This window comes from Actinobacillus indolicus, from assembly GCF_004519515.1.
Lineage (GTDB): Bacteria > Pseudomonadota > Gammaproteobacteria > Enterobacterales > Pasteurellaceae > Glaesserella > Glaesserella indolica_A.
On sequence record NZ_CP038145.1, the window covers coordinates 1,218,313 to 1,243,983 of the forward strand.

Below are 25,671 nucleotides of genomic sequence, written 5' to 3' on the forward strand. Positions count from 1 at the left end.
ACAAAATCCTTTCAACATCTAATATCTCTCTCACTTTGGGAGAGATATTATGTTTCGTGCGATCACTATTATTGAAACTCTATTTGCGATTAGCATAATGGCAATCGCACTCTATTTCTTTTCACCCACCTTATTTTATTTACAAGACCATATTGTCTTAAATAATGAAATCGATCATATAAAGTCTTTTATTTATCAAATTCAAGCTAAAGCACGCTATCAAAAACAGAATTATTCTATTTCTATCAGCCAAAATGTAGCAGATAAAAAATGGTGTATGGTCGCCATTGAAAAAATCAGTGATAAACAGATCCCTTGTAACTGTTTGAATATCGCAAGTTGTGATATTCAAAAAAGTTATTATCTCTATCAAACAGAAAATGCCGTAGTTAAAAATAATAGTTTATATCCCAAAGTTTTTATTAATGTTGATGGAAAGTCTGGGCGATTAGAGTCAAAGTGCTTAAGGGTTACGGTCAATAACATCTATGAAATCTTACAAGTGGAACAAAATGGAGTGATTAATGTTATTCAAAAAGGCAAACGTACCAGTTGTTAATCACGCATTTAGTTTGATTGAAATATTATTATCTTTATTTCTAGGTTGCATTATTTTATGGAGTTTATCTTCTTTTTATAGTGATAGCTATCGCAATCAAATCAAACAACGGGAATTATTGAATTTACAAAAACATACTCACCAATTACTTGAGTATTTTCAACAACATATTCAACATTTTGATTATCAAGGACAAAATAGAAAAGAAACAAATTATGGTTTATTTGCAAACAATAATAAGCGTTATTCACTGAACAATCCAAATTGTCTAATGTTTTTTTATGATTTAAGTGGTGATGGTTGTGTTGGAAATCGAAATAAAACTCAAGCCTGCGAAATAAATAGCGTAAATAATACTAAAGAGGTAAGCCAAGAAATTTTTGGATTTAAATTGGAAAATAAAGCAATTTTTATTTATGAAGACAGTCAAATTCAATTCTGTCATCAAGCAGAGTGTGAAAAGATCCTAACAAATTGTCAAAAAGGAAACTGGCGAAAAATGTCAGATATGTCTGATTATAATGTCGAAAATTTATCTTTTGAATGGCTTGAGCAGACTAAATTATTGAAAATAGAATTATCTCTCTCATCTAGCAAAGATAATCAACTAAAATATCAAGCCACTGCTTATAGTTACCTATTAAATGGAAGTGATAAATGAAACGTTATTATCCAGCCAGTAGTTTATTAATTACTTTGATATTATTAAGCGGTCTGTTTGCAGTAATTTTTCTCAATAAAGATAGCTTGTTAAAACAAGAAAAAGTGAGCTTATTCTATTATCAACAATATCTCACCGATAAATATAAACTTCTTGAAAAGCTAGCAATAGATCCTGAAATAGAATGTCAGAAGCAAAAGCAGGCTGATATTATTTTCGAGTTTAAGGTAATGAAATACAGTTTTCATTGTCAATTTTCCTCTGTTTTTGATCCTTTTAAACCAACTAAAGAAAAATATATTCAAGTAGATAAAATTGAAAACTGGTTAAATTTATTACCTTATCAATCAGAGATATATAAAATCAATCATTTAGCGGAGTTGCCAGAAAGTAGTCTAGAGAACCCTAAGATTGTGATTGCATTACAAGATATTAATGAAAAGTTAGAAAAAGATTTTTACGGCATTATCATTACCGATTATTTATTTGATCTTACAGGAAGTAAAAGAATGTATGGCACACTTTATTCCACCTATGATAATTTACGAGAAGAAAGAAATCTCAGTTATAAAAAAGAAGTTATTCAACATCTGGAAAATAAATTTTCATCTTGGCACTATTTGCCTTATTCACGGAATATATTAGCAAATGAATAAACTTATTAAGGCAGAAAGCCTGACATCATTAATGGTGGTTATGCTGATTTTTTCAGTGATATATTTAGGTTATAGCCGTTGGCAACATATACAAAATAAGCAAAGCACACTTATTTTTCAGCAACAGCAAGCCTTACAAATTGCCGAAAATCAGATTGCATTGCTAATGGCTGGAAAACCCTGCGAAAACGAAATCCGCCAAAATGAACAGATATTTAAGGTAGAATGTCGCAGTAATACACTTAAAGTCAGCTTTGCAAGCGGTGAGGTTGTGATTGAAAAAGGAAAATAGATCATTCCCCCCAAACTCGCTAAAATAGCTTGCTTACAAAGGGGAATTGCTATGTTTAGAGTATATTATTCAAACCAAATAACCGAACAGAAAAATCTATTGACTGCGATCTTAGCGAAAGATCCAAACCCCGATCCATTTAGCCAAGAGATTGTGTTGGTACAAAGTTTAGGTATGGCACAATGGTTGCAAATGCAGATTGCTCAAGAAATCGGGGTGTCTGGTAATGTGCAATTTCCTTACCCAACCAGTTTTTTATGGCAACAATATCGTGTGCTTTTTCCGGATTTGCCGAAAGAGAATAGCTTTGATCGTCAGTCAATGTTGTGGCGTTTAATGCGAATAATTCCGCAGTTCCTTGAACAGCCTTCCTTTGAAGCTCTTGCGTCCTATTTAAGCCAAAGCGATCAGCTAAAACAGTATCAATTAGCTGAGAAAATCGCTGATCTGTTTGACCAATATCTCGTGTATCGTCCGCAATGGCTGGTGCTATGGGAAAAGGGGCAATCGCAAGCGGTGGTTGATGAGATTATGCGAGCGGTCTCTTTTAAGCAAAAAAATGCCAAAGAGATTGCGACGAATGTGGCGTGGCAAAGTATCCTTTGGAATGCGTTGGTTACCGATATAAAGCAGGATAGCGATGAAGCGATTTTTAATACTTCACACCGTGCCTATTTGCAACAGCGTTATTTCGATAAACTTGATAATTTAACCGCCACCGAAAAAGCTCGCTTACCGAAACGGATTTTTGTGTTTGGCATTTCCTCTCTTCCCCATTCTCAGCTCGCAGTATTGAAAAAATTGAGTGAGCATTGCAATGTTCATCTCTTTTTCACTAATCCAAGTATGGAATACTGGGCAAATGATCGTGAAGATAAGGTGTTAGAAAAATTAGCGTTAAAAGATAATTTATCTGAAACAGAATTAGCTGAGTTATTTGAAAAACAAGGAAATCCATTATTAACAGCTTGGGGAAAACAAGGTAAAGAATTTTTAAATTTATTAACTGAAACAGGTATTCAAGATATATCGCTTTATAATCATTTTGAAGATGAAAATACAACATTATTAACTCAAATTAAAAAATCTATTTTATATTCAGAATATCGCTCAACATTTCATTTAGGTCAACAAGATAGTTCCATTCAGCTTCACGCTTGTCACAGCAAAATGCGTGAAGTAGAAGTATTATATAATCAATTATTATATTTATTTGAAACCTATCCTGACTTATCCCCGAAAGATATTATTGTGATGTCTGCGGATATTGATAGTTATGCACCTTATATTAATGCGGTATTTTCTCGTTATGAAAAAGAGAAAAGATATATTCCTTTTACTTTATCAGATCAGAAAATTAGTTATATTAATCCAATTATTGCGAGCTTTTTACAATTATTGTCGATTAAAGAAAATAAATTCTCAGCAGAAGAAATATTAGATCTCTTTGATATTTCAGCTATTCGGGAAAAATACCAATTTAATGAACAGAACATTAATACATTAAGAGAATGGATTAAATCTGTTGGCATTAGATCTGGCTTAAAAATAGAGAACCCAGAATGGCAGAATTATAATTCGTGGGAAAACGGGCTAAACCGATTATTATTAGGCACAAGTTTAAAAGCAGAAAATAATGGTTGGCAGAACATTTTAGCTTTTGATGAAAGCTATGGATTAATCTCTGAATTAACGGGGAATTTAGCAAAATTTATCGACAATCTCACCGCTTGGCACGCCTTTATTTGTCAGTCACAGAGCCTATCTGCTTGGCAAGAACAGCTGTTTGCCCTTGTGGCACAGACGTATCAAGAAAATGATCAAAGTATTGATGCGATTTTGACCTTACAGCAGGCTATCCGTGATGTGATTGAGCAAATTCAGCACAGCCATTTTGAAGAAGCGATAGGCATTGATGTGATGCTTGAGCTATTTACTCAACAGCTGAGCGAACAGCGTAGCCACTTAAATTTCCTTGTGGGTAAGGTGAATTTCTGTACGTTATTACCGATGCGAGCAATTCCTTTCAAAGTGGTCTGCTTGTTAGGTATGAATGAAGGCGAGTTTCCACGCCAACAGACGATCAACAGCTTTGATTTAATGCAGTACGCCCCACAAAAAGGCGACCGCTCAAGACGAGATGATGATCGTTATCTTTTCCTTGAAGCCCTGCTTTCTGCTCAACAAATGCTCTATATCAGTTATATCGGGCAGTCGCTCACAAGTAGCCAAGACAAATTACCATCAGTGTTGGTGACACAGTTATTTGATTATTTGAAGGAAAATCTGCCTGAAACTGACTACGCTAAATTATTATCTGTTCACCCAATGACTGTATTTAGCCCAAATAATTTCAGAGAAGGTAAAGTGGCTTATGATAAAGAGTGGTTGGAAGTTAAAAATAATATCTTACCACGCAAAGATTTCTTGCAGAAATTAACCAAGACGCAGGAAGATATAATGTCAGATATTCCACTGACCCAGTTTATTCATTATATTCAAGAACCAATAAAATATTTCTTCCAACAACAATTAGGGGTTCGTTTTGAGCAGAATGAAGATAAAATTGAAGAAAGTGAAATTTTCCAATTATCTGGCTTGGAAAGATATAATTTACTTGATGATTTAATTCAAGTCGAAGAACAAGATATTGAACTCTTTTTTGAGAATGAAAAATTAAAAGGCAATCTACCCGCTCGTTATTTTGCAGAGATTAATAAAACAAAACTCACCGAAGATATTCAGCTTTTGAGAAATACGTTATCTTCTTATTTATCGCAAGAGAAAAACGTTATTGAAATAGAACACTCTGTTATTTTTGCAGAGAGAAAATATCAACTTGTGGGTAATATTCCAAATTGCTTTAATAATGAAGTGGTATTATGGCGAGTAGGTGGGTTGCGAGATAAAGATATTATTCAAGCGTGGATTTATTATTTGTTATTAAAAGCAAATAATCACCCTATTCTTTCGCTACGTTTTTATTATCGACAAGGTGAAAAAGCAAATTGCCTAACCTTTAATGATATTTCGCAAACAGAAGCAACGGAGATATTAAATCTTTATTTACAAGATTATTTGGCAAGCCAAACCGAATTAAAATGGGCGATTACTAAAGATATTCGAGAATATTTTAAATCACTCAAAGATCCAAAAAAATCGGAAACTAACCCTGCTGATCTTTGTCGAAATATCGTTGAATTAAGTGAAGATCCTTATTTAGTCCGAGTAATCACACAAACAGAAGCTCTTGATTTCCAAGACATTGCACAGCGAACAGAGAAATGGTTTGGGGTGATGATTGAAAGTATGGTGGAGCAAGAAAATTAGATGTGTATGTATTGTGGGTCTTAAAATATGTTGTAGGGGTGGGGTTTATCCCCACTCGTATTCGTTTGAACGGGCGGGGATAACCCCCGCCCCTACGAAAAATACTCACAATAACATTCGACAAGAATAATTAAAGGAGAAAAAATGAAAAAATCATTATTAAGTTACAGCTTATCGTTAATTTTAGGCTTAGGAGCAGTGGTTTCCTTGCCTGTTTTTGCAAATTCTGCGACCCAACCTACCGCTATCACAAACACTCAACAGCAATTAGGCTTTGAGCTAATCAAAACAGCCATCAATAAAAGCCCAACGGATAAAGCTATCTATCAAGGTATTCGTCTTGCTAATGGAATGGACGTGTTACTGATTTCAGATGACAAAGCAAACAAATCGCTAATGTCTGTCGGTTTGCCTGTCGGTTCAATGGACGACCCAGTTAAGCAACAAGGCTTGGCTCACTATTTAGAACATATGATTTTGATGGGGTCAAAAGCCTTCCCTGAAACCAACAGCTTAGATGGCTTTTTAACGAAAAACGGGGGCTACAATAATGCCTTTACTGCGTCAGATCGTACCGTTTATTATCTTGAAGTAAATAACAATGCCTTTGATGAAGCGGTGGCTCGCCTTGCTGATGCCTTTGCTCAACCGTTGTTATCTGAGACGAATGCTAAAAAAGAAGTGAATGCGGTTAATGCGGAGATGGTGCGAGCGAAATCCAACGATGGCTTTTTAATGCACGATGTTAATCTTGCTACCGCTAACCCGAACCACCCGATTACCAAATTTGCTGTTGGGAATAAGGTCACGCTATCTGATAAAGCTGATAGTACGCTACAAGATGAATTAGTGAAATTTTATCAACAATACTATTCCGCAAACTTGATGAAGGCGGTGCTTTATTCTAATCAACCGATTGAAAAACTGGCAAAACTTGCAGAACAGACCTTAGGCAAGGTTGAGAATAAAAAACTCACTGCCCCGACGGTGGATATGCCATTTTTCCGTGCGGAAGATAAAGCGGTGATGATCCATTATAAACCGGTGAAACCAAGCAAGATGTTGGCGATTTCCTTTGATATGCCTGAAGATAAAGCTCAGTTTAAGCATAAAACAGGGGCGTATCTCGCTTATGTGTTCAATAATAATACCGATGGCACGCTGTCTGATTATTTGATTAAGCAAGGGCTGTCTGACAGTGGTGTTCAAGCCTCTGCAAGTGATGATGTTAGTCGCAATCGTGGCGATTTTACCTTTTATATTGAATTGACTGACAAAGGTTTAGCGGAACAAGACAAAATTATTTCGTTGGTGTTCCAGCAAATTGAAGCGGTCAAAAAAGCAGGTATTCAACAGAGCTATTTTGATGAATTAAAAGAGAGCTTAAGCCAAGAGTTTCAACATCTGCAGACGGAAAAAAGTGGCAATTATGTCGCCGATTTGGTGAGCCAAATGATGAATTATCCGCTCGAAAATATCATCGACCAGCCTTATGCCATTGAACAGATGGATACGCAGGCGATCAACGCAAAACTTGCAGAGATGACATTAGCTAACGTGCGTATTTTGCTCGTTGATGATAAAGCGAAAACCGATAAAAAAACCAAATATTTTGAAGCCCCTTATGCCGTGCATAAAATCAGTGAGCAACAAAAGGCAAAATGGCTTGATTTTAGCCAAAATCCTGAGCTTAAATTGCCGGCGTTGAACCCGTACTTCGCAACGGATTTCAGCCTAAATGAAAGTGATAAATCTCGCTTAAAACCGCAACTGATTGAAGCAGAACAAGGCACGCAAATCTATGCAATGCCAAGCCATTATTTTGCTAACGAACCAAAAGCGAAAATCTCGTTAGTGCTAGGCATTACGCCAAAAGTGGAAGATCTTAAACAAGCCGTCAGTACAACATTGCTAGGTTATATGAGTGATTTAGTCCAAAGCAAAATTGATTTCCAAGCTTCCGTTGCAGGCATGAGTGCCGATGTTTCATCGACAGAGAATGGTGTATTGATACAAGCGGACGGTTATACCCAAAATTTAGCAAAATTGCTGAAAGATAAAATGGCGTTATTCCAACAATTTGCGTTAAGTGAAGATACCTTAGCTCAAGCGAAACAGCGTTATCTTGAAGCCTTAGATCGTGCAGAAAAAGAGAACGCTTTACGCCAAGCAAATGCGGTAATTACTCGTTTTTCTAATTACCCCTATTTTGAAGTGGCAAAACAGCGAGCAATGATCGAGCAGGTCAGCTTGGCGGATATTCAGCAAATGCGTGAAAAATTACTGAATAAGGCGACATCATTACGCGTGCTTGCGGTAGGAAATCTTTCAGATAACCAAGTGAAACAGATTGCAACGGAAGTTGAAACTGTCTTTAACAATCAAAATAGCCAGATTGATTTAGGACGTTATCTCGACATTAATCAAAGCCAACGCAAGCTAAATCATATCAAACAGATTTCTCACGAAGATAATGCTTTAACAATCGCCTATTTCCCAAAAGGTTATGATGAGTTACAGGGATTAAGCCGTGCGAGTTTATTAAAAGATATTCTCTCTCGTTGGTATTTTGATGATTTGCGTACAGACAAACAGCTAGGTTATGTGGTTTACGCCTATAACACTCGTATCGGCACTACATCAGGCTTGCAATTTTCGGTGCAAAGCCCGACCGCTTCACCAAAAGAGATAATGCAACACAATGAACGCTTCTTTAAAGAAAGTTTGGCTAAACTTAACGCAATGAGTGCCGAAGAGTTTGAAAAATATCGAGCAAGCCTACTTGAAGTGTTACAACATAAGCCGGAGTCCTTAGATCAAGAATTTGCTGAATTTACCACCGATTTCGCACGGGGCAACGGGCAATTTGACCGTAAAGCAAAAGTGATTGAACTGATTAAACAACTCACGAAACAAGATATTCTTGATTTCTATCAGCAGACCATTATCGACCAAACAGGTTTTGTTTTTGCCAGCCAAGCCGTTGGTAAAAATCCAAAAATTAACCAAGTTGCAGATCTAAAAGGCTTTGAGAAGGTTGAAAGCGTGGAAGCATTGCAGAAGGGGTTTGAGATTAAGCAGTATTAGTCTTAGAAAATAGGCATAGCTTTGACGAAATTAGCCATCATTTTGTCTACTATGCCGATTTTAATTAACAGCGTATCAAACTAGTAGATCGTTTATTGAATAAGTTTTTCCACTTCTTGTAAAAATTCAGCAGATGACATTTGTTGCCCCATACGCCCACGAATCACATATAAATGCTTATGAAACTTACCGCCATTTTGTTCCACAATGCGTTTAAAATCATCAATAAAACGTTGTTCAAATTTGCTGTTCATAGAATTAAACAAAATCACTTTTTTGCCTGAAAAATCATGATTTTTCGCAAATTGATACACTTGCGGTGCAGGGCTATACAACCACACAGGCGAACCGATGTACACCGTATCATAAGCAGTTAAATCCACTTTATTGGGCGTAATATCTGCATCAGTATTGCGAGCATCTTGTAAGGCTTGTAGCCAGCCAACCACGCCTATTTGATTGCGAGTAGATTGCAAAGGCAACACATCAGCCCCTGTTAATTGGGCAATTCTACGAGCCATTACTTCGGTATTGCCTGAACGAGAAAAAAAGACGACCAATGTTTTACTGGCTTGTTGATTAGGCGAAAATTGCTCAATTAATTTTTGATTTTGTCGGTATTGATAGCTGTCAATGCCGACAATCACCCCACCTGCAATCAAAACCAGCAAACACAGTACACCAAAAATCCATAACATCATTTTAGGCAATAATTTCATACAGATTGAATTAACTGAATTAAACGCTGGGCATGGTCAATGGCATTAGCCTCTACTTTGGCTAATTCGTCCGCACAGCTTATCCCTGCGATATAGTGCATACTTTGTGAATACACAGGCGGTTGAAAAGCCATGCTACATAAATGAGCGGTTTGGGAAAATTGTGGGAAAAGGGCCGGCAATTCCATGCCTTCATGTCCTTCAGGCGAATAATCTTGTGCCGAACCGCCTGTGGTAAATGAAATAATCAACGGTTTACCGTGCAATTTATCGCCCGTAGAACCATAAGCAAAACCATGTGTATGCACATCGTCAATCCATTTTTTTAGCAATGCAGGGGTGCTGTACCAATAAAACGGAAATTGCCACACAATCACATCGGCACGGCTTAATGCGTCTTGTTCGGCTGACACATCAATTTGATAATCAGGATACAATTTATCTAAAAAACGTACTTCTACATTAGGCAACTGCTTTTGAATTTCTTGGATAATCAACGAATTGGCGGTAGATTGGGCTAAATTGGGGTGTCCTGAAATGATTAAAACTTGTTTCATTTTATTTTCCTAAAAATTGGGTGTAAAAAAACGGTGTATTGGCAAAAAATCAGCACAAATACACCGCTTGTTTTTATTCAGTATAAACTTAAATTATTTCATATATTTATCTAAAAACGCCAACACGGTTGCAGGCTCTTTGCCAAACCAGTTGTAGCCGTCTCTAAAACGCTTGGTGCTGTCCAACCAAAAGATTTCTTTTTCAGGGGCATTGACCAACGCATTAAAGGTTTTCATGCCATCGGTTGGCTGGCGTGTCCATTCGTCATTTTTCACTTGCATCACAAAAACAGGCACTTTAACCGCATGCGCCCAATTCGCAGCTTGCATTTCTTCGGCAGTAAAACCACCCAATTTAATCAATTCCAAATCCACCAATTCTTGATATTGGTTAATGCCGTACAATTCAGAGAATGCGTCAAAAATAAACGGCATATTCACTACTAATGGATTGACCATACATTGCACATTTTCAAATAATTCAGGGCGTTCCAACATCGCACGGTATTGGCTGTCTGCACCTAAACATTGGCTGTACAACGCCACTTTCATTTTAGAAAGTTCGGGGTGATTATCCACCCATTTTTTAATGCCAACGCAATCACGCCATTCATAATTGCCCACGCCTGCAACGCCATTATTGGCTGCACCGCTGTTGCCGTGATTGCGGAAATCATAAGTCAAAACATTGTAACCTGCATCGGTCAAATGTTTGTATTGAATGACAAAATCAATTTCTACCGCATCAAAACCAGCCCACGGCATACCAAAATGACCAGGGAAACCCGCACGGCACATCGGCAAAGCATGGTTAAAAATCACCAATTTATCGCTTTTTTCTTTGGCTGGGATATACCACGCTTCAAGCGGTACACCGTCATTAGACGGAATGGTGTGATTTTCAAAAGTCATACCATATTCATCAGGCGTTTTAAAAATAAAACTGCGAATTGGTTTTGCCATGCTTAAAGCCAAGCCTTTAACTTTTTCATAGTCTTCGGCAGAAATGGTTTTTTCTTGCTCTAATGCTTTGGCAAGGCGTTCCGGGGTCATACGAGCCATAGTGCTTTCCTCTTAAAATATTTCTCTAACGTGTTCGAACCGAACATGGATTATTATGTAATGAAATAATGAATAAAACCATTCCTGAATTTGAGATTTATTATTCGTAAACGTGGAATAATTGCAAAATTTTGGCATAATCATACTGCTTGTTTATCACGTTAAAATAGAAACATTATGAATAGATTGGACGCTTTAAAAATCTTTTGTTCAGTTGCTGAAACCTTGCAATTTCGGAATTCGGCTCATCGGTTAGCGGTATCGCCCCAAGTGATTACCCGAACCATTAGCGAGTTGGAAAAGGAATTGGGCGAAGTGCTGTTTCAACGCAGTACACGGCAAGTCAAATTAACCGATTTCGGCAAACAATTTTTACCGCAAGCCCAACAATTATTGGCAGACAGCGAACGGCTTTTTTCTAAGGAAAGCCTTATCGCAGATCAGCATATCGCAGGCTTGGTGCGGATTGCTGTGCCGGATATGGCGTTAATGCGAGAAGTGTTGGCGGAGTTATGGGATAAATTGGCGGACTATCCCGATTTAATGATTGATTGGCGGTCGGATTTGGGTTTGGTTGATGTGGTTGATGAACAAATTGATGTCGGTATCCGTTTTGGTACGCCCGAAGACAGCCGTTTGATTATCAAAAAAGTCGGCACAGCGGAAGATTGCATTGTTGCCAGCCCCAAGTTGATTGAAAAAGTCGGCAAACCACAGGATTGGTACAGTTTGCAACGCCACTATCCGTTAAGTGCCTTAGTTAATCAAAATACAGGACGGGTGTGGAGTTGGTATTTGTCTAATCAACATCAATTCGCGCCAACCAAACCGAAATTTGTCAGCAATCACATGGAAAATGAATTGATTGGTGTATTAAAAGGGCAAGCGTTTGGCTGTTTACCACGTTTGATGTGTCAGCCGTATTTATTGACGGGCGAATTAGTGGAATTGTTCCCCGAAATGGAACGCAAACAATGGATTGCCTATGTGTATCGCCCGCAACGTACCGTTACGCACCCTCGGGTTAAATTAGTGTTTGATATGTTGGCGGAAATCTTGGAACGGAAGTTGGTGATATAAACAAGCGGTGAGATCAGGTGAAAATTTTGCAAATTTTTTCGATCATCTCACCGCTTGTCAGTTCAGGTTATTCTGTTGCGTCAGGCTCAGTAAAGCGTTTGAGTAAGTAATAACCTACGATAGCAGAAATTCCAGAGCCGATTAAGATGCCTAAACGAGCTAATGAGATAAAGCGACCGTCAGCTTCTTCACCACCAAAGGCAAGCCCTGCAAGGAACATAGACATAGTAAAGCCGATACCGCAGAGAATAGAGACCGCAAAGATCTGTTTGAAATTGATGCCTTCAGAAAGTTGGGCGATACCAAGTTTTACCGCGAAGAAACTAAAGCTAAACACGCCTAAGGTTTTACCCACGATAAGTCCTAATGCAACCCCCATGGTGAGCGGAGAGAATAGGGTATTTAAGCTCATTCCTGAGAGTGAAACCCCTGCATTTGAGAAGGCAAATAGTGGTAAAATAACAAAAGCACACCAAGGCGCAAGAATATGTTCAAAGTGTGCGAGTGGCTCCTCTCCGTTTTTACCTTTTAATGGCACGCAGAATCCGATGATAACCCCGGCTAATGTTGCATGAACGCCAGATTTTAAGACCGATGCCCATAGGATTAAGCCGACAACCATATAAGCACAAATTGCGGTAACTCGCATACGGTTCATGATAATAAGTGTCGCAATCGCAATGCCAGCAGAGATTAATGCTGTGGTACTTAGGTCGTGGGAGAAGAAAATCGCAATGACGATGATCGCACCAAGGTCGTCGATGATGGCAAGGGCGAGTAGAAATATTTTGAGAGCAAAAGGCACACGTTTACCTAATAAGCCTAACACCCCGACTGCAAAGGCAATATCCGTTGCCATTGGAATTGCCCAACCTTGTTGGAATTCAGGGGAATCAAGGTTGATAATCGTAAAGATTAAAGCGGGTACAACCATTCCGCCAAGTGCACCCACTGCAGGGAAAATAGCTTTTTGATAGCTTGAAATTGCACCCACCATCATTTCTCGTTTTACTTCAAGTCCAACGAGTACAAAGAAAACTGCCATAAAACCATCATTTACCCACATAAGTAATGGCTTATGAATACTGAATAGTCCAATTTGGATGCTGACGGGCATACTTAAAAAATCAAAATAGAGATCTTTAAGTGGCGTATTTGCAAACACCATGGCAAGCATAGCGAACGCAAGGAGTAAAATACCGCTTGCTGATTCAAGTTGTAAGAATTTTTTAAATTGTTGAATCATTTTTACCTTCCTGTCGGATTCGTAAAGAATTGTTAAGTTATGCTTTCTTTTAACAAAATTGGAGCAAGAGATCAAGGTAAACTCCATTTTGTTTATGGTAAAATTGATAAAATTTGATCGAACAGGAAAATATTCATGTCTCAAGAATGGCTTTATTGGGCGTTGGCTTCTGCGCTTTTTGCTTCGTTAACCGCAATTTTTGCTAAAGTGGGATTACAAGGCATGGATTCTGATTTTGCGACTTTTATTCGCACTATTGTCATTATTATCGCTTTGGTCGCTTTTTTAACTTATAGCGGTAAGTGGCAACCCTTAGGGAGCTTAACCAGTAAAAATTGGGCTTTTTTGATTTTATCAGGATTAGCAACGGGAGCCTCTTGGCTTGCTTATTTTAAAGCGTTACAAATGGGTAATGCGTCCCAAGTTGCTCCTATTGATAAGTTTAGTATTGTCTTGGTGACACTCTTTGCTGTGTTATTTTTAGGTGAGCGTCCCAGCGGGCAAGATTGGGTGGGAATTGGGTTGATTACGGCGGGTGTTTTATTCTTAGCAATAAAGAGATAATAAAGTTAACTTTAAAAGTATAAAGTTAGCCTTGATCTTTTTGATGTTTATCGCTAAAATCGCCACTCTTTTTTCATGATCCTTATTTGACTTATAGTCAATTTTTAATTTTTTAGGTAGATAACAAATGAAACGTACATTTCAACCATCTGTATTAAAACGTGCTCGTACTCACGGTTTCCGTGCTCGTATGGCAACTAAAAACGGTCGTCAAGTATTAGCACGTCGTCGTGCTAAAGGTCGTAAAAGCTTATCTGCATAATGACAGATAAGTCAGCCAAAACACTCAGTGTGAATAAGCTAACTTTTTCTCGGGAGCTACGTCTATTAGCTCCCGTTCAATTTAAAGCGGTTTTTGAACTACCTCTCCGTGCTAGCACGCCTCAATTAACCCTTTTATCTCGCCAAAACGATATTGAACACGCTCGAATTGGTCTTACCGTTGCAAAAAAACATCTAAAAAGGGCTCACGACCGTAATCGTATCAAACGCATTGTGCGAGAAAGTTTCCGCTTGAAGCAACATCAACTTCCTGCTTACGATTTTGTCTTTGTAGCAAAAGGCGGAATTGGTAAACTCAGCAACCAAGAATTATTTGAAACCTTGGATAAACTATGGCAACGCCACATTCGTCTCGCTCAGAAAGCACAGCAGGAACAACATCAAAACTAAGCCCTTTAGCTTATGTAATGCTCGCTCTTGTGCATTTTTACCGTTATGTTATCAGTCCATTAATTGGACCACGCTGTCGTTTTTATCCCACTTGCTCTACCTATGCGTTAGAAGCGATTAAAATTCATGGTGCAGTAAAAGGGGGCTGGCTTGCCCTAAAACGTATTTTACGTTGCAATCCATTGAGCGAAGGGGGGGAAGATCCCGTTCCGCCGAAGTGCAATTGCGGTAAAAAACATGAATAAGATTGTAGGTCGGCATTGATGCTCGACTTAATCTATCTTATTCAAGATCAACTTCCCCGCAAAACGTTGCGTCAATTCATTTTGAAATAGATCTATTTGTGTGGGGTTAATCGCTAAGATTAATTCCACCTTATCACTAAATTGTTGCTCAAGTAGCTCAATATCCCGTTCCGCAATCAAATGCTGAATCGTATTAAATTGTTCATATTCACACTGCAAGCGGTAAGATTTGCGTAAAACTTTGCGAATTTTTTCGACTTGCAATAGCCCCTGTTGTACACCATTGCCATAGGCTTTAACGAGTCCACCCGTACCAAGCAAAATCCCACCGTAATAACGCACCACCACCGCACTGATTTCCCCCAAGCCTGAACCTAGCAAGTAATTGAGCATTGGCTTACCTGCCGTCCCAGAAGGCTCCCCATCATCAGAAAAGCCATATTGTTGTGAATCATTCGGCTGCCCTGCAACCGCCGCCCAACAATGATGTCGAGCCTGCGGGTGTAAGGCGCGTATTTCAGCCCAAAAGGCTTTGGCTTGTTCCATGCCTTCTGTATGGCGAATGTAGGTAATAAAACGGCTTTTTTTGATCTCTTCTTCAAAGATCACTTCTGCTTTGGGGATAAAAAATTCCATATTCTCAACTGATTATTTCATAGAGTTCTATCATACTTTAAATGATGAAATTTGATAAATTCTCTTTGATTTGTTAAAAAAATGTGAAATTATTCAGATTTTTAAGAGAAAACGTTTGCATAACAGAAAAAAGTCGAGTATATCTTATACTGTTTTCCTATTTGAGTTATAGGTCAAACGCAACATCTTACTTTTCCCAATCCTGAATTTTTAGAGGAAATAGACATGAAAAACTTTTTTAAATTATCGTTAGTTGCAAGCTTAGCTATGGGTGCGATGTCTGCTCATGCTGAAGATAAATTCGTGACCATTGGTACTGGCGGTCAAACTGGGGTTTACTATGTGGTTGGTCAATCAATCTGCCAATTAGTCAACCGTGACACAGCAAAAACCAATGTGAAATGTAATGCGCCATCAACAGGTGCATCTGTCGCAAACTTGAATGCGATTGCGGATAAGCAAATGGAAATGGGTATTGCACAATCAGACTGGCAATATCACGCTTACAATGGCTCAAGCTCATTTGAAGGCAAGAAAAACGATAAATTACGTGCTGTTTTCTCAATTCACCCAGAACCATTCACCGTAATGGCTCGTACCGATGCTAAAATTGCTAACTTTGATGATTTAAAAGGTAAGCGTGTGAATGTCGGTGACCCAGGTTCAGGTACACGTGCAACGATGAACGTTATTTTAGCGGCAAAAGGTTGGACAGATAAAGAGTTCAAAGTGGCTTCTGAATTAAAACCAGCAGAAATGGCATCAGTAATGTGTGATAACAACTTAGATGCAATTACTTATAACGTTGGTCACCCAAACGGCGCATTAAAAGAAGCAGCGGCATCTTGTGATGCACATTTAGTGCCAGTAACCGGCGAAGCGATTGATAAATTAGTGGCAGATCACTCTTACTATGCAAAAGCAACGATTCCGGGCGGTTTATATAAAGGTACCGATAATCCGGTAGAAACCTTCGGTGTGTATGCAACGCTTGTGACTTCTGCGGATGTGGATGCGGATCGTGTTTATACTGTAGTGAAAGCGGTATTTGATAACTTCGATCGTTTCAAACGTTTACACCCTGCGTTTGAAAACCTAAAAGAAGAAGAGATGATCAAAAATGCGCTCTCTGCGCCATTACACGAAGGTGCAATCCGTTATTATAAAGAGCGTGGTTGGATGTAATTCATCCGTTTCTAATATTAAGGCAGGAGTAAATTGCTTCCTGCCTTTTGTCGTTTTCATCAAGTGGTCAGATTTGGCTGATTTTTTGCAAATTTTTCGTTAAATCTAACCGCTTGTCTTAGGTTTTCTCGGAGGAGTTTATGTCTGCTCAATCCAAAACTATGGATTACGATGATCTGCAAGATCTCGTCGCCTCAAATGACTCAGGCGGTCGTAACCCGACAGGTTTTAGTAAAAAATTAATTGTTATTACAGCGATTTTATGGTCGCTATTCCAAATCTATTACACTTCACCGTTTCCGTTTTGGTTACAAGAAGTGGTGAGAGATTGGGGCTGGAATTTGAATGTGGTGGTAGATGATACCAAAGCACGTTCTATTCACCTTGCCTTTGCCATGTTCCTTGCCTTCTTATCTTTCCCAGCCTTTGCAACATCGCCAAAACACCGCATTCCTTACCAAGATTGGTTATTTGCAACCCTCGGGGCATTCCTTGCAGCATACTACATTTTTTTCTATGAAGGGCTAGTTACCCGTTTTGGTGCGCCGAATACGCAAGATATTATTGCAGGCTGTTTAGGAATTCTATTATTACTGGAAGCATGTCGCCGTAGTTTAGGTTTGCCGTTAGTGATTATCGCAGGTGTATTCCTACTCTATAACTATTTTGGACAATTCTTACCGAGCAGTTCTATTATTAGCCACCGTTCTGGCTCATTATCTCAAATCATTAACCAACAATGGATCACCACGGAAGGGGTATTTGGTGTCGCCCTCGGTGTTTCAACCAAATATGTGTTCTTATTCGTATTATTCGGGGCTTTATTGGATAAAGCAGGGGCTGGTAACTACTTTATCAAAACCGCTTTCGCCTATTTAGGTCACTTTAGCGGTGGTCCGGGTAAAGCTGCGGTGGTCTCTTCAGCCTTAACGGGTTTAGTGTCAGGTTCGTCTATTGCCAACGTGGTGACCACAGGGACATTCACCATTCCGATGATGAAACGTGTTGGTTTAAGCTCAGAAAAAGCAGGAGCAATTGAAGTTGCATCCTCGGTGAACGGACAAATTATGCCGCCAGTTATGGGAGCTGCAGCGTTCTTGATGATTGAATACGTCAATATGCCGTATAGCCAACTGATTGTACACGCCTTCTTACCGGCATTAATTTCTTATATCGCCTTAGTTTACATTGTTCACCTTGAAGCACAAAAAATGGGCTTAAAAGGGTTGGATCGTGTCGAACCTGTCAGTCCGATTTTAATCACCTTACTTAAAGTTGTAAGCTACATTTTAGTGACACTTGGCTTAGCCATTGCGGTTCATTACGGATTAGGTTGGATTAAAGATGTTGTTCCTGATTTTGCTTTCTTGATTGTGTGTATTTTATTAGCGGCGGTCTATATCAAATTGATTCACCGCGTTTCGCAATTCCCTGATTTAGAAGCTGACGATCCAAATTCACCGGTTGTATCATTACCTCGTCGTAAACCAACTGTGAACGCTGGCTTACATTTCTTATTACCTGTTGTGGTATTAATGTGGTGCTTGATGATTGAGCAATTCTCACCAGGGTTATCCGCTTTCTGGGGAACCGTTGCGCTTGCGGTCATTTTAGTTACACAACGCCCATTATTAAGTTTCTTCCGTAATGATGCAGGTAACAAAGTTGCGCTATTTAAACAAGGCGTTCAAGAATTAGTGGATGGTTTAGAGTCTGGCGCAAGAAACATGATTGGTATCGGTATTGCAACAGCAACGGCAGGTATCATTGTAGGTGCGGTATCGCTCACCGGTTTCGGCGTACAACTTTCCGGTATTATTGAGATGCTCTCAATGGGCAATATCTTATTAATGCTGATTCTAGTCGCTATCTTTAGCTTAATTTTAGGCATGGGATTACCGACTACGGCCAACTATATCGTGGTATCTTCATTGATGGCATTGGTGATTGTTGAAGTCGGTAAACAGAATGGATTAATCGTACCATTGATCGCCGTTCACTTATTCGTATTCTACTTCGGGATTATGGCTGATGTAACGCCACCCGTTGGTTTAGCTTCTTTTGCTGCAGCAGCCATTTCAGGTGGTAGCCCGATTAAAACCGGGGTGCAAGCGTTCTACTACAGCTTAAGAACAGCGATTTTACCGTTCCTATTTATCTTCAATACCGATTTACTCTTAATTGATGTGGGTTGGGCAAAAGGTATTTTAGTATTCCTCACCGCAACTATTGGTATTTTGCTGTTTACCGCAGGGACGATGAATTACTTCTTCACTAAGAATAAACTATGGGAAACATTGGTATTAATTTTTACTGCCTTTATGTTATTCCGTCCGGGCTTCTTTATGGAGCATATTTCACCGACTTCACGCCATATTGAGCCGGCTCAAATGACTCAGGAGTTAGAGAAAGTACCCGCTGGTCAAAATCTCACCCTGAAAGTCGCGGGTGTTAATCCATATGGTAAACCGATTGAATTCTACTCTCAGCTTACTGTACCAGCAGGCGCAACAGGGGAAGAGCGTATCAAAGCGATGGGATTAACCTTGTTGGATACTGGAGAGAAAATTGAAATCAACGGCGAAATGTCATCGAAGATCTTGATTGACAATGTAGAAATTGATTCACCAGCAGCAAAAGTAGGTTTAAACTGGGATCAAACCATTCTTGATGTGGCGTTACCACAAAACTCGCTTCCAAAAGAATTAATGTTTATTCCGGCTTTCCTATTAGCGATTTTTGTCGGCTGGAATCAGCGCCGTCGCATGAAAAAATAAGGACAAATTATGTATAACAAACTTCTCCTTGCGATCGACTTAAACGATCTTAATAGTGCTAAGTATGTGGTTGATACGGCATTAAAACTCACAGCGAACAATCCCGATGCGGTTTATCGTGTCGTCACCATTATCGAGCCGATTGACGACAGCTTTATTTCTGCGTTTTTACCGAAAAACTTCGATAAATCCGTGGTGGAAGAAGCGAACAAAGCCTTACACGCTTTTACTCAAGCCAGCTTCCCTGAAGGCTCTAAGGTTCAGCACATTGTAGCTCACGGCACTATCTACGAAGAGATCAACCGCATTGCCGAAGAAAAATCCGTTGATCTGATCGTGATGTTGGCAAGCAGTAAACCTAAAGCGAAAGGGTTGAGTTCGAATACGGTCAAAGTCGCTCGAAATAGCGACAAACCGATTTTAGTCCTGCGTTAGGCAATCAATACAAGCGGTGAGATTTTGAAGTATTTTTGCAATTTGCAAAATATTCACAAAATCTCACCGCTTTTGTCTTTGCTTACCCTCATTTTGTTCCAACGTTCAAACCATTTTTACGCTACAATAATGTCATTCAACAAAATGACTTTTGATTATCAACAATGAAAAAACTCAACATTATTTTTGCAGGCACCCCTGATTTTGCCGCAACCCATTTACAAGCCTTGTTAAATTCGGAACATAACGTTATTGCTGTTTATACACAGCCCGATAAGCCTGCTGGACGTGGGAAAAAGCTACAAGCCAGCCCGGTAAAACAGTTGGCGGAAGCACATCATATTCCGGTGTATCAACCGAAATCGTTACGCAAAGAAGAGGCTCAGGCGGAGTTACAGGCGTTAAACGCTGATGTGATGGTTGTGGTGGCGTATGGCTTAATTCTGCCAGAAGCGGTGTTAAAAGCACCGAAATATGGTTGCTTAAATGTTCACGGTTCGTTGTTACCGCGTTGGCGTGGGGCTGCACCTATTCAGCGTTCAATTTGGGCCGGTGATACGGAAACGGGCGTGACCATTATGCAGATGGATATTGGCTTAGATACGGGCGATATGTTGCATAAGGTGACGACACCGATTTTACCAACGGAAACGTCCGCCAGCTTGTATGCCAAACTTGCCGAGCTTGCACCGCCAGCTTTGCTTGAGGTATTAAACGGTTTAACAAGCGGTCAGTTTAAGCCTGAAAAACAGCAAGACGAGCAAGCGAACTACGCTGAAAAATTGACGAAAGAAGAAGCAAAATTAGATTGGCATATGACCGCTTGTCAGCTTGAGCGTAATATCCGAGCCTTTAATCCTGCCCCGATGGCATATTTAACCTTGATGGTGAATGAAGTGGAAGAGCGGATAAAAGTGTATCAAGCTGAGGTTCTGCCACATCAAGAGAAAGCGGTCGGCACGGTGTTGGCGGTGGATAAAAACGGTATCCAAATTGCCACTCAACAAGGTGTGTTAAATATTACCCAACTTCAGCCGGCAGGCAAGAAACCGATGTCCGTACAAGATTTCTTAAACGGTCGGGGAGACTGGTTTAAAGTAGGAAGCGTTCTCTAATGAAAAAACATTCCGCTCGTGCCGTTGCAGCACAGATTATTTTACAGGTGTTGGATCAGGGTAAATCCCTTTCAACCTTGATCCCCGAAGCACAATCGCAACTCGACGCTAAGGATTTAGCGTGGGTACAAGAAACGACCTTTGGTATTTGCCGTGTTTTGCCCCGTTTGGAAGCGATTATCAAATTATTGGTGGAAAAACCGCTGAAAAACAAAACTCGCTTGGTGCATTGTTTGCTTTTGGTGGGCTTGTATCAGTTACTTTATATGCGAGTACCGCCCCACGCTGCGGTAGATGAAGTGGTTAATGCGACAAAAACGTTAAAGTTGGATAGCTTTCGAGCCTTGACTAACGGGGTGCTTCGCCGTTTTTTGCGTGAGCAAGAAGCAATTTTGGCGAAGGTGGATAAACATTGGCAAACGCTACACCCTGAATGGTTGGTGAATAAGCTGAAAAAAGCCTATCCGAATTGGCGAGAGATTGTCGATGCGAATAACCAAAAACCGCCGATGTGGATTAGGGTTAATGCTCAACGGACTAACCGAGCGGACTATGTGGCATTGTTAGGCGATCTTGCAAAAAACCACGAAGAAGCGACCGCTTGTGTGCCTGATTGTGCGGTTTTATTAGATAAAGCGGTGTCGGTAAGCCAGCTTCCCCACTTTGAGCAAGGTTGGGTGACAGTGCAAGATGCACACGCACAATGGTCTGCCGAATTACTTGATGCACAAAATGGCGAGTTGATTTTAGATGCCTGTGCAGCGCCGGGGGGCAAAACGACCCATATTTTAGAAAAAGCACCGCAAGCAAAAGTGATTGCGTTAGATATTGAAGAAGCCCGTTTAGTTCGGGTTAAAGAGAATTTAGCCCGTTTAAACCAAACGGCAACGGTGATTTGCGGTGATGCCAGCCAGCCGGAACAGTGGCTTACAAGCGGTGAGATGTTCGATAAAATTTTACTTGATGCCCCTTGCTCTGCAACGGGGGTAATCCGTCGTCACCCAGATATTAAATGGCTACGCAAAGAAGAGGATATTGCTGAGTTGGCGGAATTGCAGGGAAAAATTCTCAAAGCACTTTGGGCAAGGCTCAAACCCAACGGCGTGTTGTTGTATGCCACTTGTTCTGTGTTACCGGAAGAAAACAGTCAGCAAATTCAGCACTTTCTAGCACAAACCCCAGAGGCTAAATTAGTCGAAATCAATGTGGGCGGTGAGCAATGTTTAATGAAACAGTTCTTTCCTAAATCAGAGGAAGGAGATGGATTTTTCTATGCGAAGTTAGTGAAACAGGCGTAATACGGTGAGTGAGCAATGAAAATCATCATTTTAGGTGCAGGGCAAGTGGGGGCGACGCTTGCAGAAAATTTAGCAAATCATGATAACGATATTACGATTATCGATCATGATCAGAGCCGTTTAATTCCATTGCAAGATAAGCATGATTTACGAGTGATCACAGGAAATGTAGCTTCGCCCCGTATTCTAAGGGAAGCTGGGGCAAGTGATGCAGATCTACTTGTTGCCGTCACGAATAACGATGAAAGCAATATGATTGCTTGCCAGATTGGCTATACCTTATTCCATATTCCGACCAAAATTGCTCGTATTCGTAATGCGGATTATGTACGAGAAAGAGAAGCCTTATTTAACGATGATGTGCTGCCGATTGACCACATCATTGCACCTGAATTGTTGGTAACTCAAGAAATTCTGAGACTAGTGGATTACCCTGGTGCCTTGCAAATTGCACATTTTGCTAATGATTTGATTAGTTTAGTCAGCTTAAAAGCATATTATGGCGGTCCATTAGTTGGTTATCCTGTTTCGGCATTAAGCGATCATTTACCGCATATTGAAGCTCGAATTGTCTCAATATTCCGCCATGAAAAAGCCTTTATTCCACAAGGATCGACCATCATTGAAGCGGGTGATGAAGTCTTTTTTGTGTGTGCAACGCAACATATCAAAGCGGTTATGGCGGAATTACAACGCTTAGAAAAGCCCCATAAACGTGTGATGATAGTGGGCGGTGGTAATGTTGGCACGGCACTTGCGAAAGCGTTGGAAGATAAATGTAGTGTAAAACTGATCGAACGTAATCAAGAACGTGCTGAAAAATTGGCGGCAAAACTTTCCAAAACCTTAGTGTTATGTGGCGACGCGTCCGATCAAGAGCTGCTATTTGAAGAACATATTGAGAATATTGATTTATTTTTGGCTTTAACGAGCGATGATGAGGCGAACATTATGTCGTCTTTGTTAGCAAAACGACTTGGAGCGAAAAAAGCGATTGTACTCGTTCAGCGTATGGCGTATTTACATCTAATTCAAGGCGGAACTATTGATATTGCCCTTTCGCCACAACAAGCCACCATTTCCGCTTTATCGAGCCACGTCAGAAAAGGGGACATTGTGCATGTTGCTTCGCTTAAACAAGGATTGGTTGAAGGTATAGAAGTTATTGCCCATGGCGATCAAGATTCATCTAAGGTTGTTGGGCGTAAAATTAGTGAGTTAAAATTACCACAAGGGGCGATTGTTGGCGCAATCATGCGGCAAGGGGATGTGATGATCGCCCATAAATCGACGGTCATTGAAGATGGCGATCATGTCATTGTTTTTGTTAATGATAAGAAGCAGTCAGCCGAAGTTGAGAAGTTATTCCAATTAGGTGCGTTTTTCTTATAACGACAAGCGGTCACATTTTGCAAAAAAATTGCAGAAAGTGACCGCTTGTATTAAACATTACACTTTCGCTAATTCAGCACGCATTTGATCAATCACCGCTTTGTAGTCAGGTTGATCAAAAATCGCAGAGCCTGCAACAAACATATCAGCCCCTGCTTCTGCAATTTCAGCAATATTATTCACTTTCACACCACCATCGACTTCCAAGCGAATATTAAATCCGCTTGCATCAATGCGACGACGAACTTCACGTAATTTATTAAGTGTAGATGGAATAAATGCTTGCCCACCAAATCCAGGGTTAACTGACATTAATAAAATTACATCAACTTTATCCATCACATAATCTAAGTAGCTTAACGGTGTTGCTGGATTAAACACCAAGCCTGATTTACAGCCATGATCACGGATTAATTGCAATGAACGGTCGATATGTTCTGTCGCTTCTGGGTGGAAAGTAATGAAGTCTGCCCCTGCTTTTGCAAAGTCAGGGATTAAGCGATCAACAGGTTTTACCATGAGGTGAACATCAATCGGGCAAGTAATGCCGTAATCTCGTAGGGCTTTGCAAATTGCAGGACCGAACGTCAAATTCGGCACATAGTGGTTGTCCATTACATCAAAATGAATTAGGTCTGCGCCTGCTTTTAGTACTTCTGTGACATCATCGCCTAAGCGAGCGAGATCAGCAGAAAGAATAGAGGGTGCAATAAGATAAGGTTGTTTTGCCATGGTGGATCTCCTACTTACAAACTCGTTATAGCCTAGCATATTTATACTAAATAAACTTCGATCCATTTCGCAATTTTTCTATTTGAGCTTGCTTGAGATGAAAAAATAATAAAAACCATAAAAAAATTATAGCTTTTTAGTTTGATTTCAGGCAGAATTATTCCCATATTTAATTTATGGTTTTAAGTCTGACTATTTGACTAGGAGAATATATGAAAAAAGGGATTCACCCTGAAAATTATCGTGAAGTGTTATTTTACGACGGTAGTGTGCAACAAGGCTGGATTATCCGTTCTTGTGCGGCAACTAATAAAACAATGGTATGGGAAGATGGTAAAGAGTATCCACTTTATCCGTTAGATACGTCTTCTGCTTCTCACCCTGTTTATACGGGTAAACGTCGTGAAGCAAATACTGAAGGACGTGCAAGCAAATTCAATGAACGCTTTAAAGGCATTTCGAGCTTAACGAAAAAATAAGAAATAAAAGGGGACAAAATGAAAATTTTAAATTCGCTTAAATCAGCGAAATCACGCCACCCAGATTGCCAAGTGGTGCGTCGTAAAGGTAAGCTTTATGTGATTTGTAAAACGAATCCACGTTTTAAGGCTCGTCAGAGATAATTCTAAATCATTATAAAATAAAATAGATAGCGGTGAAGATTAAACCATCTTCACCGCTTTTTTATTGATTTTTGTCAAATAAAATGCATAAGATGTATTTTATTTGCATTTTTATGTTTTACAGATGTTACAATATAGCTACAAGTAACCTACTTATTTAGTAAACTATTTTTGGCTAATTTTACAGAAACGACTTTACCTCGCCGTAGCTTTTTGCGTGGACATTTTTTGAAATCACTTCAGGACGAAAAAGTGGCTCAGCAAGGGCATCAAGCCATTCGAGCACCTTGGACCGATCTTGCAAATTTTTTTGATAAATGCACCGCTTGCGATAAGTGTATTGCTGTGTGTGAAACGCAAATTTTAGTGAAAGGGGCTGGCGGTTATCCTGAAGTCAATTTTATGAATGGACGTGGGGAGTGTACTTTTTGTCAGGCGTGTGTGAAGGCGTGTGAAGCCGATGTGTTTCGTTCAACAGATGAGCGAGCGTGGTTTCATTATGTTGAAATTCAGCAAAGTTGTATGACGTTTAGCGGTGTGGAATGCCGTAGTTGTGAAGATAGTTGTGAAAGCCGCGCTATTCGCTTTAAGCGACAAGTGGGGCGAGTGGCAATGCCTGAATTAAATGTGGAAAGTTGTAATGGTTGTGGGGCTTGTATGGCAGTTTGTCCGACACAAGCGGTCACTTTGGTGAGAAATGTCCAAAGCCCTCTCCCTCCGAAAGCCTAAAGGCTTTCTCCTCCCTCTC

At 39.8% G+C, this 25,671-nt stretch carries 26 protein-coding genes; 20 read left to right on the top strand and 6 right to left on the bottom strand.

All coding sequences use genetic code 11. The features are described 5' to 3' along the window. Window positions 1-49 precede the first annotated feature (49 nt). The 6 genes from EXH44_RS05970 to ptrA all read left to right on the top strand — a co-directional run bounded on the left by EXH44_RS05970 (window position 50) and on the right by ptrA (window position 8,585). Window positions 50-559 (top strand): pilus assembly FimT family protein, encoded by a 510-nt coding sequence (locus EXH44_RS05970; protein WP_162856665.1) that lies wholly within the window; start codon window positions 50-52, stop codon window positions 557-559. Then, entirely contained in the window at window positions 525-1,220 is a 696-nt protein-coding gene (locus EXH44_RS05975; RefSeq protein WP_162856666.1) for a hypothetical protein, read from the top strand. Before EXH44_RS05970 ends, EXH44_RS05975 begins: the two co-directional genes overlap by 35 nt. Then, a complete protein-coding gene (locus EXH44_RS05980) occupies window positions 1,217-1,876 on the top strand; it encodes a DUF2572 family protein (protein WP_162856667.1) in 660 nt (219 codons plus the stop codon). Before EXH44_RS05975 ends, EXH44_RS05980 begins: the two co-directional genes overlap by 4 nt. Further along, window positions 1,869-2,168 (top strand): DUF5374 domain-containing protein, encoded by a 300-nt coding sequence (locus tag EXH44_RS05985; RefSeq protein ID WP_162856668.1) that lies wholly within the window; start codon window positions 1,869-1,871, stop codon window positions 2,166-2,168. The genes EXH44_RS05980 and EXH44_RS05985 overlap by 8 nt, the downstream gene beginning before the upstream one ends. 51 nt (window positions 2,169-2,219) lie before the next feature. Further along, window positions 2,220-5,498: an exodeoxyribonuclease V subunit gamma gene (gene recC, locus EXH44_RS05990; RefSeq protein WP_162856669.1), complete on the top strand. Its 3,279-nt coding sequence runs from the start codon at window positions 2,220-2,222 to the stop codon at window positions 5,496-5,498. A gap of 144 nt (window positions 5,499-5,642) precedes the next feature. Then, a complete protein-coding gene (ptrA, locus tag EXH44_RS05995) occupies window positions 5,643-8,585 on the top strand; it encodes a pitrilysin (protein WP_162856670.1) in 2,943 nt (980 codons plus the stop codon). A 92-nt stretch (window positions 8,586-8,677) separates the two neighbouring features. Here ptrA and EXH44_RS06000 read toward each other — a convergent pair whose 3' ends face one another. The 3 genes from EXH44_RS06000 to EXH44_RS06010 all read right to left on the bottom strand — a co-directional run bounded on the left by EXH44_RS06000 (window position 8,678) and on the right by EXH44_RS06010 (window position 10,923). After that, entirely contained in the window at window positions 8,678-9,304 is a 627-nt protein-coding gene (locus EXH44_RS06000; RefSeq protein ID WP_162856671.1) for a flavodoxin family protein, read from the bottom strand. Beyond that, window positions 9,301-9,861, bottom strand: coding sequence for an NAD(P)H-dependent oxidoreductase (locus EXH44_RS06005; protein WP_162856672.1), 561 nt, complete (start codon window positions 9,859-9,861; stop codon window positions 9,301-9,303). The genes EXH44_RS06000 and EXH44_RS06005 overlap by 4 nt, the downstream gene beginning before the upstream one ends. Window positions 9,862-9,954: 93 nt before the next feature. After that, window positions 9,955-10,923, bottom strand: a complete 969-nt coding sequence (locus tag EXH44_RS06010) for an alpha/beta hydrolase family protein (RefSeq protein WP_162856673.1) — start codon at window positions 10,921-10,923, stop codon at window positions 9,955-9,957. A gap of 177 nt (window positions 10,924-11,100) precedes the next feature. On the opposite strand from EXH44_RS06010, the gene EXH44_RS06015 reads away from it, so the two are divergent. Further along, a complete protein-coding gene (locus EXH44_RS06015) occupies window positions 11,101-12,003 on the top strand; it encodes a LysR family transcriptional regulator (RefSeq protein WP_162856674.1) in 903 nt (300 codons plus the stop codon). 67 nt (window positions 12,004-12,070) lie between these two features. On the opposite strand, the gene nhaA is transcribed toward EXH44_RS06015, so the two are convergent. After that, window positions 12,071-13,249, bottom strand: a complete 1,179-nt coding sequence (nhaA, locus tag EXH44_RS06020; protein WP_162856675.1) for a Na+/H+ antiporter NhaA — start codon at window positions 13,247-13,249, stop codon at window positions 12,071-12,073. 135 nt (window positions 13,250-13,384) lie between these two features. Between nhaA and EXH44_RS06025 the strand changes: the two genes are divergently transcribed. The 4 genes from EXH44_RS06025 to yidD all read left to right on the top strand — a co-directional run bounded on the left by EXH44_RS06025 (window position 13,385) and on the right by yidD (window position 14,730). Next, window positions 13,385-13,813, top strand: a complete 429-nt coding sequence (locus EXH44_RS06025; RefSeq protein ID WP_162856676.1) for an EamA family transporter — start codon at window positions 13,385-13,387, stop codon at window positions 13,811-13,813. 127 nt (window positions 13,814-13,940) lie between these two features. Then, on the top strand, window positions 13,941-14,075 hold the full coding sequence (rpmH, locus tag EXH44_RS06030) for a 50S ribosomal protein L34 (RefSeq protein ID WP_005599701.1): 135 nt from the start codon (window positions 13,941-13,943) through the stop codon (window positions 14,073-14,075). Window positions 14,076-14,104: 29 nt separating this feature from the next. Beyond that, window positions 14,105-14,485: a ribonuclease P protein component gene (gene rnpA, locus EXH44_RS06035; RefSeq protein WP_162857534.1), complete on the top strand. Its 381-nt coding sequence runs from the start codon at window positions 14,105-14,107 to the stop codon at window positions 14,483-14,485. Continuing rightward, window positions 14,428-14,730 (top strand): membrane protein insertion efficiency factor YidD, encoded by a 303-nt coding sequence (gene yidD, locus EXH44_RS06040; protein WP_162856677.1) that lies wholly within the window; start codon window positions 14,428-14,430, stop codon window positions 14,728-14,730. The genes rnpA and yidD overlap by 58 nt, the downstream gene beginning before the upstream one ends. A 27-nt stretch (window positions 14,731-14,757) precedes the next feature. Here yidD and EXH44_RS06045 read toward each other — a convergent pair whose 3' ends face one another. Further along, window positions 14,758-15,366, bottom strand: coding sequence for a YigZ family protein (locus EXH44_RS06045; protein WP_162856678.1), 609 nt, complete (start codon window positions 15,364-15,366; stop codon window positions 14,758-14,760). Window positions 15,367-15,591: 225 nt separating this feature from the next. Between EXH44_RS06045 and EXH44_RS06050 the strand changes: the two genes are divergently transcribed. From EXH44_RS06050 to trkA, 6 genes are all read left to right on the top strand, one after another. Continuing rightward, window positions 15,592-16,551: a TAXI family TRAP transporter solute-binding subunit gene (locus EXH44_RS06050; RefSeq protein ID WP_075605646.1), complete on the top strand. Its 960-nt coding sequence runs from the start codon at window positions 15,592-15,594 to the stop codon at window positions 16,549-16,551. Between the two features lie 140 nt (window positions 16,552-16,691). Then, window positions 16,692-19,328: a TRAP transporter permease gene (locus EXH44_RS06055; protein WP_162856679.1), complete on the top strand. Its 2,637-nt coding sequence runs from the start codon at window positions 16,692-16,694 to the stop codon at window positions 19,326-19,328. 9 nt (window positions 19,329-19,337) lie between these two features. Next, window positions 19,338-19,763: a universal stress protein gene (locus EXH44_RS06060; protein WP_162856680.1), complete on the top strand. Its 426-nt coding sequence runs from the start codon at window positions 19,338-19,340 to the stop codon at window positions 19,761-19,763. Window positions 19,764-19,927: 164 nt separating this feature from the next. After that, complete coding sequence (fmt, locus tag EXH44_RS06065; RefSeq protein ID WP_162856681.1) at window positions 19,928-20,878, top strand: methionyl-tRNA formyltransferase; 951 nt, start codon at window positions 19,928-19,930, stop codon at window positions 20,876-20,878. Beyond that, entirely contained in the window at window positions 20,878-22,176 is a 1,299-nt protein-coding gene (gene rsmB / locus EXH44_RS06070; protein WP_162856682.1) for a 16S rRNA (cytosine(967)-C(5))-methyltransferase RsmB, read from the top strand. The genes fmt and rsmB overlap by 1 nt, the downstream gene beginning before the upstream one ends. Window positions 22,177-22,191: 15 nt before the next feature. Further along, window positions 22,192-23,568 carry a Trk system potassium transporter TrkA gene (gene trkA, locus EXH44_RS06075; RefSeq protein ID WP_162856683.1) on the top strand — a complete coding sequence of 459 codons (1,377 nt, stop codon included), beginning with the start codon at window positions 22,192-22,194 and terminating at the stop codon, window positions 23,566-23,568. Window positions 23,569-23,625: 57 nt separating this feature from the next. On the opposite strand, the gene rpe is transcribed toward trkA, so the two are convergent. Beyond that, window positions 23,626-24,300, bottom strand: a complete 675-nt coding sequence (gene rpe / locus EXH44_RS06080) for a ribulose-phosphate 3-epimerase (RefSeq protein WP_162856684.1) — start codon at window positions 24,298-24,300, stop codon at window positions 23,626-23,628. A gap of 212 nt (window positions 24,301-24,512) precedes the next feature. Here rpe and EXH44_RS06085 point away from each other — a divergent pair, with 212 nt between their 5' ends. The 3 genes from EXH44_RS06085 to napF all read left to right on the top strand — a co-directional run bounded on the left by EXH44_RS06085 (window position 24,513) and on the right by napF (window position 25,652). After that, window positions 24,513-24,779 carry a type B 50S ribosomal protein L31 gene (locus EXH44_RS06085; RefSeq protein WP_005713327.1) on the top strand — a complete coding sequence of 89 codons (267 nt, stop codon included), beginning with the start codon at window positions 24,513-24,515 and terminating at the stop codon, window positions 24,777-24,779. A gap of 18 nt (window positions 24,780-24,797) precedes the next feature. Then, window positions 24,798-24,923 carry a type B 50S ribosomal protein L36 gene (gene ykgO / locus EXH44_RS06090; protein WP_005713329.1) on the top strand — a complete coding sequence of 42 codons (126 nt, stop codon included), beginning with the start codon at window positions 24,798-24,800 and terminating at the stop codon, window positions 24,921-24,923. 171 nt (window positions 24,924-25,094) lie between these two features. Continuing rightward, on the top strand, window positions 25,095-25,652 hold the full coding sequence (gene napF, locus EXH44_RS06095; RefSeq protein ID WP_162856685.1) for a ferredoxin-type protein NapF: 558 nt from the start codon (window positions 25,095-25,097) through the stop codon (window positions 25,650-25,652). Window positions 25,653-25,671: the final 19 nt, after the last annotated feature.